Annotated in this window: 13 protein-coding genes; 8 read left to right on the plus strand and 5 right to left on the minus strand. The window is 60.9% G+C overall.

The window, feature by feature from the left end; genetic code table 11:
• Window positions 1–83 precede the first annotated feature (83 nt).
• From AC5RK6_RS03815 to AC5RK6_RS03830, 4 genes are read left to right on the plus strand one after another with little or no spacing between them, the layout of a single operon-like run.
• Window positions 84–509 carry a YraN family protein gene (locus AC5RK6_RS03815; protein WP_320757305.1) on the plus strand — a complete coding sequence of 142 codons (426 nt, stop codon included), beginning with the start codon at window positions 84–86 and terminating at the stop codon, window positions 507–509.
• Window positions 506–2,026, plus strand: a complete 1,521-nt coding sequence (locus AC5RK6_RS03820) for a YifB family Mg chelatase-like AAA ATPase (protein WP_320757304.1) — start codon at window positions 506–508, stop codon at window positions 2,024–2,026. Before AC5RK6_RS03815 ends, AC5RK6_RS03820 begins: the two co-directional genes overlap by 4 nt.
• Window positions 2,013–3,380 carry a DNA-processing protein DprA gene (gene dprA / locus AC5RK6_RS03825; RefSeq protein ID WP_320757303.1) on the plus strand — a complete coding sequence of 456 codons (1,368 nt, stop codon included), beginning with the start codon at window positions 2,013–2,015 and terminating at the stop codon, window positions 3,378–3,380. The genes AC5RK6_RS03820 and dprA overlap by 14 nt, the downstream gene beginning before the upstream one ends.
• Before the next feature lie 21 nt (window positions 3,381–3,401).
• A complete protein-coding gene (locus tag AC5RK6_RS03830) occupies window positions 3,402–4,337 on the plus strand; it encodes a tyrosine recombinase XerC (RefSeq protein ID WP_320757302.1) in 936 nt (311 codons plus the stop codon).
• Window positions 4,338–4,373: 36 nt separating this feature from the next.
• On the opposite strand, the gene AC5RK6_RS03835 is transcribed toward AC5RK6_RS03830, so the two are convergent.
• From AC5RK6_RS03835 to AC5RK6_RS03855, 5 genes are all read right to left on the minus strand, one after another.
• Entirely contained in the window at window positions 4,374–5,006 is a 633-nt protein-coding gene (locus AC5RK6_RS03835; protein WP_320757301.1) for a M23 family metallopeptidase, read from the minus strand.
• Window positions 5,007–5,243: 237 nt separating this feature from the next.
• Window positions 5,244–6,338, minus strand: a complete 1,095-nt coding sequence (rsgA, locus tag AC5RK6_RS03840; protein WP_320757300.1) for a ribosome small subunit-dependent GTPase A — start codon at window positions 6,336–6,338, stop codon at window positions 5,244–5,246.
• The gene (locus AC5RK6_RS03845) at window positions 6,335–7,087 is read right to left on the minus strand and encodes an ABC transporter permease (RefSeq protein ID WP_320757299.1); all 753 of its coding nucleotides are present in this window, start codon (window positions 7,085–7,087) and stop codon (window positions 6,335–6,337) included. Before AC5RK6_RS03845 ends, rsgA begins: the two co-directional genes overlap by 4 nt.
• The gene (locus AC5RK6_RS03850) at window positions 7,087–7,815 is read right to left on the minus strand and encodes an ABC transporter permease (protein ID WP_320757298.1); all 729 of its coding nucleotides are present in this window, start codon (window positions 7,813–7,815) and stop codon (window positions 7,087–7,089) included. The genes AC5RK6_RS03845 and AC5RK6_RS03850 overlap by 1 nt, the downstream gene beginning before the upstream one ends.
• 14 nt (window positions 7,816–7,829) lie before the next feature.
• Window positions 7,830–8,792 carry an ABC transporter ATP-binding protein gene (locus tag AC5RK6_RS03855; RefSeq protein WP_320757297.1) on the minus strand — a complete coding sequence of 321 codons (963 nt, stop codon included), beginning with the start codon at window positions 8,790–8,792 and terminating at the stop codon, window positions 7,830–7,832.
• Window positions 8,793–9,461: 669 nt separating this feature from the next.
• On the opposite strand from AC5RK6_RS03855, the gene rpsB reads away from it, so the two are divergent.
• The 4 genes from rpsB to AC5RK6_RS03875 all read left to right on the plus strand — a co-directional run bounded on the left by rpsB (window position 9,462) and on the right by AC5RK6_RS03875 (window position 17,403).
• The gene (rpsB, locus tag AC5RK6_RS03860) at window positions 9,462–10,319 is read left to right on the plus strand and encodes a 30S ribosomal protein S2 (RefSeq protein WP_435730795.1); all 858 of its coding nucleotides are present in this window, start codon (window positions 9,462–9,464) and stop codon (window positions 10,317–10,319) included.
• Window positions 10,320–10,348: 29 nt separating this feature from the next.
• Window positions 10,349–11,197, plus strand: coding sequence for a translation elongation factor Ts (gene tsf, locus AC5RK6_RS03865; protein WP_016442485.1), 849 nt, complete (start codon window positions 10,349–10,351; stop codon window positions 11,195–11,197).
• 546 nt (window positions 11,198–11,743) lie between these two features.
• Window positions 11,744–13,390, plus strand: a complete 1,647-nt coding sequence (locus tag AC5RK6_RS03870; RefSeq protein ID WP_320757295.1) for an SHIRT domain-containing protein — start codon at window positions 11,744–11,746, stop codon at window positions 13,388–13,390.
• A gap of 50 nt (window positions 13,391–13,440) precedes the next feature.
• A complete protein-coding gene (locus AC5RK6_RS03875) occupies window positions 13,441–17,403 on the plus strand; it encodes an SHIRT domain-containing protein (protein ID WP_435730794.1) in 3,963 nt (1,320 codons plus the stop codon).
• The last annotated feature ends 172 nt before the right edge of the window (window positions 17,404–17,575 follow it).

The raw sequence follows: 17,575 nt of genomic DNA on the forward strand, positions 1-17,575 counted from the left end.
CACAGGTATCTGAAACGACGACGCTATCCTCAGTCGCGCACCGCCCGAGCCACCATTGGTAATATCCGCGTCACACTAGGGGCATGTACCAGTGTGAAACTTTGCATGCCACCATTGCTCGCAACGAGCTCGCCCCACTTCCTCCTTCCGCCACCACTCGGGAGGTCGGAGAATGGGGAGAAAACGTGGCCGCCGCATATGTGCGGGAGTGCGGCTACCACGTGCTGGCCCAGAATTGGAGATGCCGGTGCGGGGAAATTGACCTGGTATGCCGCGAAGAACCCAGCGGCGCACTGGTTGCGGTTGAGGTGAAAACCCGCCGCGGGCGGAATACGGTTCCCGCTCCTCTGGCCGTTAGTACCGAAAAATATCGCAGGCTTCGCCATCTTCTGGCGCAGTGGCTCCACGTAGAAGGTGGAAACTACCCCGCACTCGCGGTGGATATCGTGGCCGTGAACGTGCCCACCTCCGGTCCCGTCACTATCGACCATCTGCGGAACGCCTCATGATTGGCACCTCCCATACCGTCTCTATCCTCGGTGTCAGGGGCATGCCTATCCGGGTGGAAGTAGCGATCCTTTCGGGACTGCCCAATTTCACTATCGTTGGCCTGCCAGATGCGGCGGTGAGCGAATCACGCGAACGCATCCGAGCCGCTTTCGCCGCGGCTCGGATCCCCTTCCCGGCCGGGCGCGTCACTGTGAATCTGTCTCCGGCAGATACCCCGAAAGTTGGTACCGCTTTCGATGTGGCGATCGCTGCCGCCATCCTCGCTGCGCAGGCCCGTACCCACGTGCCGCCCGGAAGCGTCTTCCTAGGCGAATTAGGGTTGGACGGATCGGTGCGCCCGGTGCGGGGAGTATTACCGTGCGTGCTGGGCGCCGCTCACCACGGCTTCCAGCACGCCATCGTTCCGCACGGTTGCGGAGCCGAAGCTGCGCTGGCCCAGATCCAAGTGGGAGAAATCTGGCATATCACCCAGATAGCGCAGCGCCTGGGAGTTGCTAGTGATTCGGTGCCACCACCGCCACCCGTGCCGGTATCACAGCCCCGTGCCAGTAGCGATATTGGTGACCTCGCGGAGGTACGGGGCCAATACCTGGCCCGCCACGCCTTGGAAATAGCTGCCGCGGGTGGCCACCACCTTCTCATGATCGGGGCGCCCGGCGTGGGCAAATCCATGTTGGCAACCCGGCTACCCGGAATCATGCCTCCCCTCACCCGCTCCCAAGCGGTAGAAAGCGCCAGCATTCGCTCCATCGTCGGGCAATTTGAGGAGATTACCACCAGGCCTCCCTACGTGGCACCCCACCACACCTCAAGTGCCACCGCTCTGGTGGGAGGAGGCAGCCGGCCCCGTCCCGGCGCTATCTCCCTAGCGCACCACGGTGTACTTTTCCTCGATGAACTTCCCGAATTCACCACCAGAGCCATCCAGTCCCTCCGCGAACCCATGGAATCGGGAGAAGTACATATTCACCGCGCACAAGGCTCGGTATGCTTCCCGGCCCGTTTCCAACTGGTAGGAGCAGGAAACCCGTGCAGGTGCGGCAGGCTACTTGATTCCCCAACCTCCTGCACCTGTTCGGGGGCAGACCGCGCCCACTACCAGCACCGCATCGGAGGCCCGCTCCGGGATCGCATCGACCTCATAGTGAATCTGCCCAGGCCTAGCCGGGCCGAACTAGCCGCGGGCAGTAGTGGGGATAACAGCGAAACGGTCGCGGCGCGGGTGCGCGAAGCACGTGAACGCCAACACCACCGCTTCCGGGTTGAAACCTGGGATATCAACGCGGCGATACCAGGTACCTGGCTCCGTGCGCATACCCAGTTAGCACCCAGTTCAAGCGCGAGCCTGGGCGAGGCCCTCACCCGCGGCCTCATCAGCATGCGGGCGGCGGATAAAATCCTGCGAGTTGCCTGGACCCTTGCAGATCTATCAGGCCATACACAGCCCACCACCGACGACGTTGCCGGGGCATTTGCCCTGCGCGGGAAAGGATATTTTGGCTATGACGGAGGATAAAACACCCTGGACCGGCAGCGAAATAACCGGAGCTGCCGGCGCAAGAGAAACCGCCGCGGAAACGTCCGACACGGTAGCGGCTCACCCCGGAACCACCGGCACGAAAAACACCAGCACGCAAGAAGAAACCGCAGCAATGGCATGGACACGCTTGGCCGAAGGGGAGGACTACCATGCCGTTGCGCTCACCGAACATCTCGGTTACGCCGGAGCTCTGGATTGGTTGGAAGAAATACGCGCGGGTGCCCCGATTCCTGAATCGCTGCGCGCAGCCACTGCCCGCTGGAGTGCCCGCTACGATGCACAGGGCTTTGCGCGCGACCGTGAACTACTTAACCGAGGTTACGGCTTCACCTACCCGGGTAGCCCCACCTGGCCGCGATCCTTAGCACAGCTCGGGGAACAACGTCCGTTGGGACTATGGTGGAAAGGAAATATTGCGGCGCTGGATCGCCCCGCGCTCGCGATGGTGGGCTCCCGCGCCGCTACCGACTATGGCGAAAAGATCGCCACCGATTTTAGTTACGAACTTGCTGAACGCGGCGCTCTTATTGTTTCCGGGGGAGCCATTGGTATTGATGCGGCTGCTCACCGTGGCGCTATACTCGCGAACGCTCCGACCGCGGTGGTCTTTGCCAGCGGGATCAACCGGCCCTATCCTAAAGCCCACCAGGAACTCTTCGCGCGGATTCTTGATACTGGCGGGCTTGCCCTTTCCGAAACTGCTCCGGGCAATGCCCCTCACCGGCACCGTTTTCTGGCCCGGAACCGGATCATTGCCGGCCTATCACGTGCCGTTGTTGTTATTGAAGCTCCCTATAGGTCGGGCGCCATTAATACCGCGGGGCACGCACATACTTACGGCATCCCGGTCGGGGCAGTGCCCGGATCCATTTACGCGATGTGTTCAACGGGCTGCCATCGGCTGCTGCGAGAAGGCGCGGTGTGTATTACCGGGGTGGAAGATATTGTGGAATTGCTCGGCTTTAGCGCCGGCCAGCAATTTGTCCAAGATCGCGCTCGGGTGGCGGAGGGGAACACCACGGCTGATCACCGCGGCGCATCGGCCAGCCGAACGGTTACTTACGCGCTTGCCGGCGGGGTGCAATTAGGGCTCGGGCTAGCTGTGACCGATCCGCTTGCCGGGGATCCCCGGGCGGTGCGGGTGCGCGACGCGCTACCGGCTCGCAATTACCAGCCGCTGGATAAAATAGCGCAGACCGCGGGAATGGGATTTACCGAAGTGATGGCGGCCCTCGGGAAACTTGAGATAGCAGGAATTGCGGAGAGCCGGGGAGGGAAGTGGCGCCTGACGCCCCAGGCTCGAGAAGCGAGCCGGCAGCGGGCCACATAAGGCTCGCATAAACTGGGGAGTATGCGAGTAGCAGATATTTTGGACCGTTATGAGCGAGAATTACGGCTGCGCCGCGGATACTCCGAACATACGATCCGCGCCTATCTACACGAGGTGGTGTCCCTCCTCGCTTTCCTTCACGAGCTATCTACCGGAAACAAGACGGCGGATCAGGACTCATCCGATCTTGATATTGATCTCGAACACCTGGATCTGGCTGATTTGCGGGCCTGGCTAGCCCATTCGCGCGAACACGGGAGTGCCCTAGCCTCAATGGCCCGGCAATCTGCTGCGATACGTACTTTTAGTTCCTGGGCATACCGATGCGGCTATACCGCTTCGGATCCGGCAGCACGGTTGAAATCACCTCGGGTAACCAACGAGCTCCCGCATGTTCTCAATGAGCATCAGGCCCAACAGTTGCTTAACAACGCGAAAAGCCATGCGGTCGAGAGCGGAAAAGCTCTCGCCTACCGGGACTGGGCGGCCCTCGAGCTCATGTACGCGGCTGGTTTGCGCGTGAGCGAAGTCTGTTCTCTGGATATTGACCAGGTTCGCCCTGATTTGACGGTGCGCGTCGTCGGAAAAGGAAATAAGGAACGCGTGGTCCCGTACGGGGTGCCGGCTATGCGGGCCGTGCAGGAATACCTGCCCGCGCGTGCCGCTCTTATGAAAGAACCGACCCGGGCTCTCTTTTTGGGGGCACAAGGCAGGCGTCTCAACCCGCGTTCGCTGCGTGACGTCGTGCACCGGGCTGCCAGCCGTGCGGGAGTACCCGATATTACCCCGCACGATTTACGCCATTCCGCTGCCACGCATCTTCTTAACGGCGGCTCAGACTTGCGCAGTGTGCAAGAGATCCTCGGTCACTCATCTCTGCAAACCACGCAGCGCTACACTCACGTCAGCGCCGACAGGCTCCGGGCTGCTTTCGCCCAAGCCCACCCGCGGGCCTAAAGAAGTATCGCAGGAGCATTACTGAAGCGTTACGGGTCAAGGATAAAGACGAATCTCACGCCGGTAGAGAAGCGAGAGCGGGTCAATATAGGTTTTCCCGCGCCGTGCACCCCAGTGCAAAACATCGCCGGGGAAGCGCCCGCCATCCTCATGGCCGGCCAGTAATGTCCCAATCACCATTCCGGTACTCACGGTATCCCCGCGCCGTACCTGTGGTTCGACCGGTTCGTAAGTGGTGCGCAGGCCATTGGCGTGTTCAATAGAAATAACGGGGCGGTCCGCGAGCATCCCGGCATACACCACGGTGCCCGTGCCAGCGGCAAGGACGGGGCTACCCGCTGGGAGCTCCACATCCACTCCGCGATGTCCAGGTAGCCAATTGTGCTTCGGTGGATCAAAGGGGCGAGTGATCACAGGTTCGCTACCGGTAGGGGAGCGGAAGCCAGTAGCGCGGGGAGGCGCGGCCGTCGTATGGGTTGTATTCCTGACGTTCGCCATGAGCGCGGATGCCACCGGTGCCTTTGGCTTACTTTCCGTTGCCGAAGTTGCCGCCTGCGTGGGAGTGTTTTCCGACGACGGCGCTACTGTGCCAGATGCCGATTGCGAAATGAGGCTCGCTACCAGGGTGAGAGCCGCGCCTGCCGCGGCCAAGCAGCGTGCCACGATCATGCGCCTCGCACGGGAACGGGAGCGCACTGTGGCCCGGGAACCAGCCGCTGTACCCGGGCCACAGCGCGTACCGGGGAATCGAGTCGCAAAAATCCTGAGAGTCTTCATAGGGCTGAGCATTCCCTGACTAGAGCTCACCCGCCAGCGGGCACCTACAGGCTGTGGATAGTCCATACGTATTCGCAGCCTGTGGATGGTTCTAGCTTTATTCTGGAACTAGTCGGGGTTTTTGCACTGTTATCCGCGGTTTTTACCCTTCAGACGCATCGTTTCTCGCCGCCCGCGGGTGTTTTCTTTCGAGGAGTGTCGGTCCTGGCTCCGCGCCGTTCGCGCATCGCTGCGGGAACGTAACCGCTCCGCTTCCGCCATCATCCGCAGATAGCGGTTCAGACGGTCCGCATCCAACGCCCCGCTCGCGCTGGCCTCACGCACCGCGCACCCCGGCTCACGCCCGTGGCTACAATTCGCGAAATAGCACGAAGCAGCCAATTCGCGAATATCCGCGTAGGTATCGGCAATCGCCTCCGTGTCCATCGTGGCTCCCAAAGCGCGCACCCCGGGAGTGTCAATGACCGCGAAGTGTTCTCCGCAAACCAACTGACGCCCGGTGGTCGTGTGCCGACCCTTATGGTCACTTTCGCGCACCGCTCCCACCTCCTGGGTGGCTCCGAGCAAAGTATTGGTGAGAGTGGATTTCCCCGCGCCGGAGCGCCCCACCACCACGACCGTGCCGGAGAGGCGCTCAACGAGCCGCGCCACGTCCACAGCTGAGCGTGCATCAAGCGCAAGCACCTCCTCGCATCCCTCACCCAGCTCCTGGAGATCTGCCGGGTTTGCCAGGTCTGCCTTCGTGAGCACCAGCCAGGGGCATGCCCCGCTGGCGTGGGCCAGGGCCACGAAACGTTCGATACGTCCGCGACTGGCTGCTGGCACCACGGGTTCCACAATGAGAACCACATCAATATTCGCGCAGATAGGTTGCTCGAGAGCGGCACGGCCCACCGACGGGCGGGTGAGGTAGGTACGGCGCGGCAAAATGTCGAGAATATGCCCGGCATCATCCACGCCCACCCAGTCACCCACCACCGGCGGCCAGGATTCACTATCTCGGCAGTGGCCCGGAATATCGAGGTCAATGCGCACCAATGCCCCGTCCGAGGGGCCATACCTGGGGGAGTCCAGCACATCGGTTTTATCAACGAGGAGCACTTCGACGGCGCCGCGATGTACCGCGGCGATCCGCCCGCCGTGCACGCGCGCGGAGTCGCCAAGGTTCATTTCCGCGACTTTCAGGTAGGCCGCCCAGCGTTCATCAAAGCCCAGAAAACTCATACAACATCCCTTCGCATCCCCGAACGCAGCCGAGCCACCGCATGGCGGGTCGCTATCACACCGATACCTGCCCAGATCGCCGCAACCGCAATATCGCGGACTACCAACCACCCGGCTGGCGCCGCGATACCGGCAATGGTTCCCGAGAGGGGGACCGCATTCGCCAGTGCTGCCAGCGCGGGCGGATAGTAATCGAGGGGCACAATCACCCCGGTAAACACCGGCAGGAACGTCGCGAGCAGTGTCGCCCCCAGATATGGATCGGGCAGATCCACTCCGATCCCGGCTGCTGCCACTCCGAGCAGCACCCCACATACCAAGGCAGCCACCGCTAAGAGCGCTACTCGTCCCAGTAGTGCCGCATCTTTGTCCGGGGAGAGGAGGAAGACGGCGCCGATGGCTGCACTACCGGTGGAGACTGCCAAGGCACATGGGATGGTGGACACCGCCACCCAGTACACCACGTCGAAACGCCGGCGCAGGTGAACCTCCTGGAAGATCCCTAGCGCCCGGTCGGTTGCCACTGCGCTGACCACCCCGGAGGCCACCGACGTGGCCAAAGCAACCAGCGCCGCGGCATAGCCGGTGCGCACCAGGTCCGGGGTCCCCACGTCATTGCCGAGCACCACATCAAAAAGCACGTCGAGGAGAGGAAGAACCAGGAGAGTGGTCACCGCCGTCCCCACCGTCGCAAAGGTCACCGAGGATGCCCAGGAGACCCGAATGATCGAGCGATAGCGCGTCAGCATCACATCACCTCCAAAGTCCCGGAGCGGGTAGCACGGCGCAGTGCCGCGCGCCCTGCCACTCCCGCCACCGTCAGCCACGCACCCAGCGCGACCGCCCAGATCGCCACGTCACTCCCGGTAATAACCTCTCCGAAGAGCAGGGAGGTGGGCATTGAGAGGGGTACGAAGAGGGAAAGATAGGCCAGCCACGCGGGTGGCGCCGTCGTCGTAAAAAGAATGCCGGACGCTAAAAACATCGGAACTAAAAGCAGACCTTCGTAACTAATCGCGTTCGGGGTGAGCACGAAAAGCGCGGCGATGACGAAGGATACGCTCAAGCACCCCATCCACAACAGAACAACGCCGCACGCAAATCCCCAGGACGGTGCAGTAAAGGTGACCGAGGCGGAGCATAGAGCCCACGTCACCCAGGCCACCGGGAATGCCGCCAGCCCGAAGGAACCGGCCGAAGCCACCACTGCCGCCACGCTCCGTAGCGCCCCAATCGGCGCGCTCACCAGATAGACGAGGGTGCCTTTATAACGCTCGAAACCAATAATTCCGGCGGCGCAGGTGGCCGTGGTCCACATGCCGATAATCCCGGCACGCACCCACCCCTGGGTCGCGCTCATCGCCCCGAAAGCTCGGAAACTCAGGAATTGCACCAGTGCGGTGGCGAGCGTCGTCGTCACCATGAGCTGGATGAAATAGGGGACAGACACAAATTGGCGCACGTGAAAAGTGCTCATACGGAACTGCCGGATCACCGCGCCAACCCATCTGCCAGTGCGAGATACGTTTCCTCCAGCGAGGCCGGGCGGGTAATCAGGTCCTCTGGCTCGTGCCCGAGGAACGCCACCAGGCGTTCGGCTTGCGCACCGGAGCGCGCATCCCAGTAGATCGTGACCGCCCAATTGCCCGCGCGCGGACGGCGAATAATCACCGCGCCGGGGAATTCAGCTTCGAGGCCCGCGAAAATATCCGCCTTGCGCGCCCCTAGCGTGAAGGTCGTGGTTGCACCCACCCCGGCATAGTCCGCAATATCGCGAACGCTGCCGCGCACCGCGATTTTTCCCGCGCCGATGACGGTGATGATATCCGCCAGCTCTTCGACCTCCGGCATGGAATGCGAGGTGAGGAGCACCGCGGTTCCATTGGCGGCAACGTCGCGGATAATATCGCGCACCGTGAGCGCGACGTCGGGGTCCAGCCCCGTGGTCGGTTCGTCAAGAAGGAGCAGTGGCGGGGCACCCAATAAGGCGCGCGCCAGGTGGAGACGCTGGCGCATCCCACGCGAAAACTGCCCGACTTTCACCCCGGCAGAATCGGTGAGCTTGACACGTTCAAGAACATCAGTGACGACGCCGCGCCGCCGCCCGCTTGCCACCCCTTGCAGGTCGGCAAAATACAGGAGATTATCGCGCGCCGTAGCCCGGGGATAAAACCCCAGGTCGCCGCCCAGCACCAGGCCCAGGCGCGAGCGTGCCTTCTCCGGATGGCGCACCGCGTCAATCCCCGCGATCCGCACCTGTCCCGACGTGGGGGCTAGTAAGGTGGCGCATATCCGCACCGTTGTGGTTTTCCCGGCCCCGTTCGGGCCGAGCAAGGCATGCACCTGACCCGCCATTACCTGGAGGGACACGTCTTCAACTGCAACAAATTTTTCTTTCCCGAAGGCGCGCCGCACATGGGCGACATCGAGGACGGGAATATGAGGATCTATCAAAATCCTTATCCTTATCAATCCAATTACCGTATTCAGGGCAGCATGAACCCCTATCGCACGCACCATTTAGGAAAAAGTACATAGGTGTACCCACCCGGGGCTTCAGGAATTTATGTATAGGTGCCGGGCGCGCATCATTGCTAAGTGCGTGCGAGAATACGACGTTCTCGCAATTTTTATATAAAGAAGATTTCCTTGATGCGATAGGTCTTGGATTCAAGGACTCGCATAGGGCAGGTTGCTCCTAGATTGCAGTGTCAGTAACTATGCAGATCATCCTATAGTCATGTCGTAGTGCTGTGCAATCCCACTCGCATTCTGAGACGTCGCGTGGGCTCGCTTGTAGCGGCGCTCGCCCCGCCCGCCCCGTGTACGTGTTGGCCCCGTGTGCACCTTCGTTCTAGCCGCAAGATTCCCGCGAAAATCACATCCGCCCGCCGTTCGTAGTTTTTCCGGGTGGGGTAATATGTACAGGCGGCCGGTTATCCCCGGTCGAAATACGCGTGCCCGCATACGAGGGTCGCGGATCGGTCCCGGTACGGGCTGCCCAGTGGGTGGCGCATATTGGGAACCGCGGTTCGTGGGCACCAGGGCGCGGCGGCAATTCCGCCGTCGTGCAAGAACCGATACCGCGCCATTGTAATAATGGCGCCTGAGAAAGGACGCCGCATGGCTGTCGTCACCATGAGCCAGCTGCTGGAAGCTGGTGTGCACTTCGGGCATCAGACCCGCCGTTGGAACCCGAAGATGAAGCGTTACATCCTTACGGATCGTAACTCGATTTACATTATTGACCTGCGCAAGACGGTCGCCGATATCGACCGCACCTACGATTTCGTTAAGGAAACCGTGGCGCACGGCGGAAATATCCTCTTTGTGGGCACCAAGAAGCAGGCGCAGGAAGCCGTGAAGGAACAGGCCGAACGCACCGGGATGCCCTACGTGAATGAACGTTGGCTGGGCGGTATGCTCACCAACTTCCAGACCGTTGCCAAGCGCATCGAGCGCCTCAAGGAACTCGAGCAGATGGACTTCGAGGACGTCGCTGGCTCGGGCCTGACCAAGAAGGAACTCCTCATGCTGTCCCGCGAAAAGGACAAGCTGGAGAAGACCCTCGGCGGCCTGCGTGATATGCACCGTCTTCCCTCTGCCGTGTGGGTTGTGGATACCAACAAGGAACACCTCGCGGTTTCCGAAGCCAATAAGCTCAACATTCCGGTGGTTGCCATCCTGGACACCAACTGCGATCCGGATGAAGTTGCCTACCCGATTCCGGGTAACGACGACGCCATTGGCGCCGTTGGGCTGCTTACCCGCGTCATCGGTGATGCGGTAGCCGAAGGCCTCCTGGCCCGCGGCGCCGGCAAGAACGCCACCGAAGATGCGATGCCCGAATGGGAACGTGAAGTTCTCGCGGCCGGGGAATCCACTGAAGAAGCTGCTCCCGCCGCGGAAGCTGAAGCTGCTCCGGCCGAAGCCACCGAATCTGAAGAAAACAAGTCCGAAGAAGCTGACGCCCAGGCCTAAGCCTGAGCGCTACAAGTGAGGAGTGAAGCATGGCTAATTACACAGCCGCCGATGTGAAGGCGCTGCGTGACAAGACCGGCGCCGGCATGATGGACGCCAAGAAGGCTCTCGACGAAGCCCAGGGGGATTCCGCCAAGGCCGAAGAGATCCTGCGCGTCAAGGGCATGAAGTCCGCCGCCAAGCGTTCGGACCGCACCGCTGCGAACGGCCTGGTTGCCTCGCATGTGTCCGATACCGCTGCCGGCCAGCGTGGCATTCTCGTGGAGATCAACGCCGAAACCGATTTCGTGGCCAAGAATGAGAAGTTCATCGGTATGGCCGATGAAATCCTGACCGCCGCCGTGGATTCCGGCGCCGATAGCGTGGAAGCGCTGCTCGCCGCCAAGCTGGGCGACGGCACCGTTGCAGATCGCATCACCGCCATGACCGCCGTTATCGGCGAAAAGATGGAAGTTTCCCACGTGGAAGTCCTCGAGGGCGAGCACGTGGAAGCTTATATGCACCGCACCAACCCCGACCTGCCCCCGCAGGTGGGCGTGTTGGTTGCCACCGATGCCAAGGCCGCCGAAGTCGCGCACGACATCGCCGTGCACATCGCCGCGCTCGACCCGAAGTACCTCTCCATTGAGGATGTTCCGGCCGACGTGGTGGAAACTGAGAAGCGCATCGCCACCGAAACCACCATCGCCGAAGGCAAGCCGGAAAAGGCCGTGCCGAAGATCGTGGAAGGCCGCATGCACGGCTTCTACAAGCAGGTCGTTCTCGAGGAGCAGGGCTACGCCCGCGAGCCGAAGACCCCGGTCAAGACCATCGTGTCCCAGACCGGCGGCAAGGTGACCGGTTTCAAGCGCCTGCGTGTCGGTTCGCACGCTGAGTAAGTTCATGCGCGTGCCGGGACGTAGTTTCCGGTTGCCGGGAGCTTAGCTTTCGGTTGTGAGAACACTAAACGCCGGAGGGCGGGATGTACGAGAGTACCTCCCGCCCTCTGTTGTATGTAGCGCCGGCGCTTTGAGTGCAGGTGCGGGCTACGTGTGCATGCAGATGCGGCGCGATTGATGGGCACCGGTGTGGGTGCGGTGCGTGTGCAGTGAAAGTGCGCCAGTAGTACGACGACGGCGCCCCGCGTGCCGCGGGGCGGGACAGGGCTACCCGACGTACGCTCCGTACCGAATTTTAGGATGCGTGGATTTCAGTGGCTTCGGAACCTAAATAATCTTGCAGGATGGTTGAGATATACGACGTACCAGCTCAGGGCCGGGGTGCTTAATGTCTAAAATTTAGAGTATAGACATGAATATTCTTTGAGAATAAAATGCATTTCAGCAGTTATAAACCTAAGGAAATATTTGCCATGGTTGCACACATCTCGGGGGGAGCTTATTTTGTCCAAGCGTATCCGTGTTGTTCTAACTATTCTCCTTGCTGTGGGGTTCATCGGATTTAGCACCGTCCCTGCCTCTGCGGCGACCGATGTCCCGATTACCGTAGGTAGCGACGCCTACGCAATCGATAATGAAGGTCAGATCACCAGTGAGAGCGAGTTCCTCTACGACTCATCCAAGGGCGATACCGCTGCTGATGCCTACCAAATTGCCTACCGCGGCACCCTCGATATGAAGGGTGTGTGGAACAGATACAACATCTTCAAAATGGCGTGGATGTTCAAGAATGGCTTTGACAAGGCGCGCTACGCCACTAAAACCTTCAGCGGGGAGTGGGATATTTCCTTCACTGTTGATCCCTCGGTGGTCTCCTCAAATCCGGACTTTGTGAGCTGCGAGGCTGTGCAGTCCGAAATGGATAGGCAGAATGCTCCCTCCAAGTTCGGCGAGATCATGCGCTGCGAAACTGCCGCATACGATGCCGCCACCGGCAAGTTCACCGCTCATTTTGGACTGCACCACGCGGACGGCAGCAAGGTGACGGGCGCGGACCTCGACAAGCCGGAATACCAGCCCGCCAAGCTTGTTCTTACCACCCCGGCGCACGCCTTCTACGTTCCGCAGTCCAAGTTTGAGGCCGGCAAGACCTTCTCCATGGTGGAGCCCACCGTGCGCGGCACCATGGCAATGGATTACTTCTACGTGGGGATGCCGCTGCGTTTCAACGACACTTCGGAGCCGGTGACCTTGACGATGGTTGCTACCAACGATGCCAGCTTCACCTTCGCCAGCCGGGATCCTGAACGTCAGCTCCCCGAGAGCGTCACCAAACTCGTACCGGAGCGCGTGACTAAGTTGCGTGACGGTGCACGGGTGACCCCGCCCGCACTAGCTCAGACAAGCGTTGTCGACGGCGAAGGCACCTGGACCTTTGATGCGTGGGAACCCGCTGAGGCAACTGTGGCTGGAAGCAATCTCAACTTCGTTGGTTACTGGAAGTACACGGTGAATCCCGACGCGATCTTCACCGCAACGTACAACTATGTGGCAGCTGATGGATCTGCGCTTCCCGAAGAAGTGATGGCCACCCTCCCGAATTCGGAGCAGGTTGTCCAAGGCTCCACTGTCACTGCTCCAACTCCGGCACAAACAGAGTTCATAAGTACCACTCGCACCGAGAGCGCAGATGTGGTGACAACGTGGAAGTTTGATGGGTGGGAGCCTACGAGCGCGGTTGTTGATGGTGCGGATCTGAGCTTCACGGGCACCTGGACGAAGACGGTTGTGGAAACACCGCTACCGCCCAATCCGGAGCCTGAACCGGGGCCCACAACGGAGCCGGAACCCGACCCGACGTGTGATCCAACAGTTGAGCCAACGGTTGATCCGACGGATACTCCCAGCACGGAGCCCTCGCCCCGTCCATCGACGGAGCCGTCACAAACCCCGACGGTCGCTCCAATACCGGAGCCGGCACCAACCTCCGCACCGCAGCCCACGGTGCCAGCGCCCGTGGCGCCCACGGCCACTCCCACGATCTCCCCAGCGGTCGCACCAACGGCTAAGCCCGCGCCAGTAGCACAAGAACTGTCAAAGACCGGGCAGTCCGCGAGCCCGTTTGCGCTCGCTGCCGGAGTTCTTATGCTTGCCGGAGTCGGGGTTCTCGGCTTGCGCCGTCGTTCTCACTAAAAACAACCGAACGACGCAAGAAACGCAAGTTTAAAGATAGGAATAACAACGTGGGCAAGAAAACTGTTGCGGTAGTAGCCGCAGCCCTCCTTGGTTTTTCAACGAATGCTCTAATATCCCCGGCTTTTGCGGCGACAACGGTGGGGACGGAGCAGGAGCTCCGTAGCGCCATCACGGCCGGCCAGAGCGTGAGTCTGAGCGCAGATATCACGCTAACCGGTGAAATTGAGATCCCGAGCAACGCGGATCTGAGCGTTGAGGGCCAAGGGCACACCATTACGGCCGGAGCACCGAGCGCTGCCCCGGGCGGGAACGACCATTACAATATGTTCCGCACCGCTGGTGGGCAGGTGACCTTCTCTGATGTCACCCTTGATGGTGCAGGTAAGCGCCGGGGACTGTGGCTCGGTGCGGGCTCTACCGCCACCCTCGACAAGGTGGCGATCAAGAACGGAACAACCGCCGGAACCCGCAATTTCGAAGGTGGGGCCGTGTACGTTCTTGACGCCGCCCTGAACGTCACCAACGATTCGGTAATCGAAAACAATTCGAGTATCTGGTCACAGGCCACCTACGATATGCGGGTCGCAGATGAGACGAAGAGGAATCCTGCCTTTGGGAACCTTCCCGCCGAAACTCAGGGTGCTCAGATCAGCCAGATGCCTAACGGTGGGGCGATTTACGCCACCGGGGCGCGCTCTACGGTGAACATTAGCGATTCCACGCTCCGTACAAACCAGGCGAAGGATCATTCGCAGGACAGTGCAAGGGTGCGCGGTAACGAAGGTAACGGCGGTGCCATCTACATGGACGGGGCGGCCACATTGGTGGCGGAACGGGCTTCCTTCATTGATAACCACGTCGCCAGGGTTGCTACCGGCGGGTACCAAGGCGGTGCGATCTATGCGGGTGACAGGACGACGGCGCGCATCACCGGCAGCACCGTCAACGTTGGCGCCCCCTTCAATACCGGTGGATTCCTCCGTGCATTCAACGCGAAAGTTACCGTGGATAACAGTGATTTCACCTTCACTGGGCGCGGGGATGCCTACGGAATTTCCGGTGGTGCTTTTGCGAGCCAGGACTCGGCGCTCAAAATTAATAATTCGCGCTTCGTGGCCAGTGATAGTTCCAAGGTGACTTTCGCCGGCGGTTTCATCGATATTGTCGGCACCGGAAGTTTTGAACTGACCAATTCGCAACTAACCGGACGCGGCAGCGGCAACGGAAAGGGGCTGGCCACCTTCGGCGGTGCTATTGCCTTTGAAACAGGATCGAGCGCCACCGCGGTGATCCAGAATTCCACCATTCGCGATGTGCACGCAGATTCCAACGGCGGTGCGATTTCCCTTTCTACCCGGATCGGTGAAGAATCTGCGGTTAATCTTCGCGTTGTCGATTCCACGATTTCTAATGCCGGAACCCTGGTTTGGGGGCCTGCCACACAAGTAGGCGGTGCGCTCTTCGTGGGCCCGGGAAACACGGTAGCTCTGGAAGGTGCGACGCTGAGCTCCGGGCGCTCGGGGCGCGGTGGTCTTATATACAACGAAGGCTCTACCACCATCACCGGTGGGACGGGCCCCTCGAAACTCTCGGGCGGTTTTGTCTATTCGGCAGTTGGCGCGGGTATTTTCAATGACGGCTACCTGAAACTCGACGACATGAGTTTGGGCGGCAACAAGAAGGGCGACTGGTCAGTACATCAGGATCATCCGTCGAGCATCGAGGTGGACGGTGCCCGGATTGGGGAGTACCCGGGTTTGAATGTGTATGCCAATAAGGATGTGATTATCACGCCCAAGGCGCGCCTTGATACCGGTGACGTGCGGGTGATCGACGGACAATCCGCGGTGCTCCTAACGGGCAAGCTCACTAACCAGCTCAATATTTCCCTGAGTGAGAATGTTAAGAATGCCAGTGAAGCGCCGTACGCCGGGCAAAACGAGCCGACGCAGCGCTACATCGGCTACACGGTTGCGAAGGGCGCGGACGGCTACGTGCCCGGCGCAGATGACGCGAATATGGTCCACTATGTCACTCGCGATAACCGCCAGGCTGCCGCGGAATTCGGTGACCACACAGGTGCGGGTTCCTGGGATTACGTGCTTTCCGATGAGGGCACCGTGGTCCTTGGGCAGCGTGCCACGATGTGGTATCACCCCAATGAAGGGCACTTCGATGCCCAAGCGCAGAACGTTGAGGCAGAACAGCCCTATACGATCTACTCCTCTACAAAGCTCCTTCAGGAGCACCCGGCGGCTCGCCCCGCTCAAATGACCCGGTACGAGGGTGCGAACCCGGTTCGCGAGGAGACGCGCACCATTACCGACAGCCTGGGCCGCACCGCTGAGCTCGGCACCTACACATTCGTGGGTTGGTATTGCTCTGCCGTCACTCCCGCCGAGATTGCGAGCGGGCAAGCGAATAATAAGGGATACGATTTCGCGCACGCCTTTACCGACGGTGTCTCAGCTAACTCCGTGGCCGATGCTAAGGGGAACAAGAACCCGTGCACGGCCGCTAGTCGAGTAATTGGCGCCGAGACGGCGCGCGCTGAGCCCGCACCGTCACAGCCGGCCGCCCCCATCACGCAGATTGTGGACCCGAATGAGCTCACTGCCTATGCGGGCTACGCTCCTGCTTACGGCGTGACCTCCACATTCGTGAGCGGTACTGCCGGCAAGGAACTGCCCGAGGGCGTAAAGAAACAGACCCCCGCCATTGACACCAAAAACGGTGCTGGCTACACGGAGGGCGATACTGTCGCTTCGGCCGTACCAGATTTCACGGCGGTGCCCGATGGCAACGGCCAGTGGACTTTCCAGAGCTGGGATGCGACCACCAAAAAGGTCACGGGGGCCGATCAGGAATTTATCGGTACGTGGGTGTGGCACCAGCAGCTTTTCAAGGTAACCCATGAATTCCAAGCTGCGGACGGTGCTAAAAAAGCCCTGCCAGAGGCACTAGCGGCGCGCACTCCCGCCGATAACCTCGGTGAGAACGGTCAGGGTTTCCCGAAGGGAACGCTTGTCACCCCCACAGACACCTTCGATAAGGCGAGATACTCGGATGCTCCCGGGGAAGTCTGGTCTTTCACGGGGTGGGACCGCGCGAGCGACACCATTACCGATGCCGACGTTCACTTCCTCGGCTACTGGAGCCTGACACGGTATCCGCAGCCAGCTGTGATGGGAGCCTACGGGGAATGGCAGGACGAGGAGGTGACCTGTGAGAAGAATACGGTGACGCAGACCCGTATGAAGACCACGTATACGGTCACCTGGAATGCCACTACTTTGGAGTGGGATACGGTGCCCACGACTGAGACCGAAAACCAGGAGCGGGAGAAGACTCCGGAGGAAGTGAAGGCCTGCACTCCGGAACCCACCAAGGACCCGACGTTCACCGAGTGGATTGATGGGGAGAAATTCTGTGAAAGCCACCAGGTGGCGCAATCCCGCACCAAGACCGCGTACACGTATACCTGGAATGCGGCTGCCTTGAGCTGGGAGGAAACGGCAACGTCGAGCACCGAGACGCAGTCTCGGCCAATGACCGCTGCGGAAATCAAGGAATGCGCGGTGGAGCCAGATCCGGCACCGGAGCCTGGGCCGCAGCCGCCTGCACCGGCACCGCAACCGGAACCTGGTCCCGCACCGCAGCCTGATCCAGGGCCCGGCCCGGAGCCGGATCCTCAACCAGATCCGCAACCGGAACCGAGCAAGCAGCCTGCTCCGCGGCCTGACCCGCACCCGAGTGTCACGCCGTCGGCACCTGGAAGGCCGAGCCCCGAACCTACACGGGAGCCGAGTCTGATTCCGACACCGGTGCCGACGTCAGGGCAGCCAGCCCAGCCGGCGCCCACGCCGGATCAAACACCTACGCCACCAGCTGGGCGCTCGCAGCGCCTCGTGCATACGGGTAGCGGGACTGGCGGCGCCATTGGCGTAGCCTTCCTCTCGATGCTCCTGGGCGCAGGCGCCATGGTTTATCGGCGCGGTGAGCGTCGCTAAACAGGTAGCGTGAGATAGTTGAGCTGTGCGCTCCGTCCGGCAAGGACGGGGCGCACAGCTCCGTCGTCGTACCCTCACGCACCGTGCCCTGTCCCTATCTGCTCATAAATGTCTATAGCTCCCACCGGGCACTTTCACATAAGATGAGGGGCGCTGAACTGACAAAGGAGTA

The organism is Actinotignum sp. usb-actsch-213, assembly GCF_059085665.1.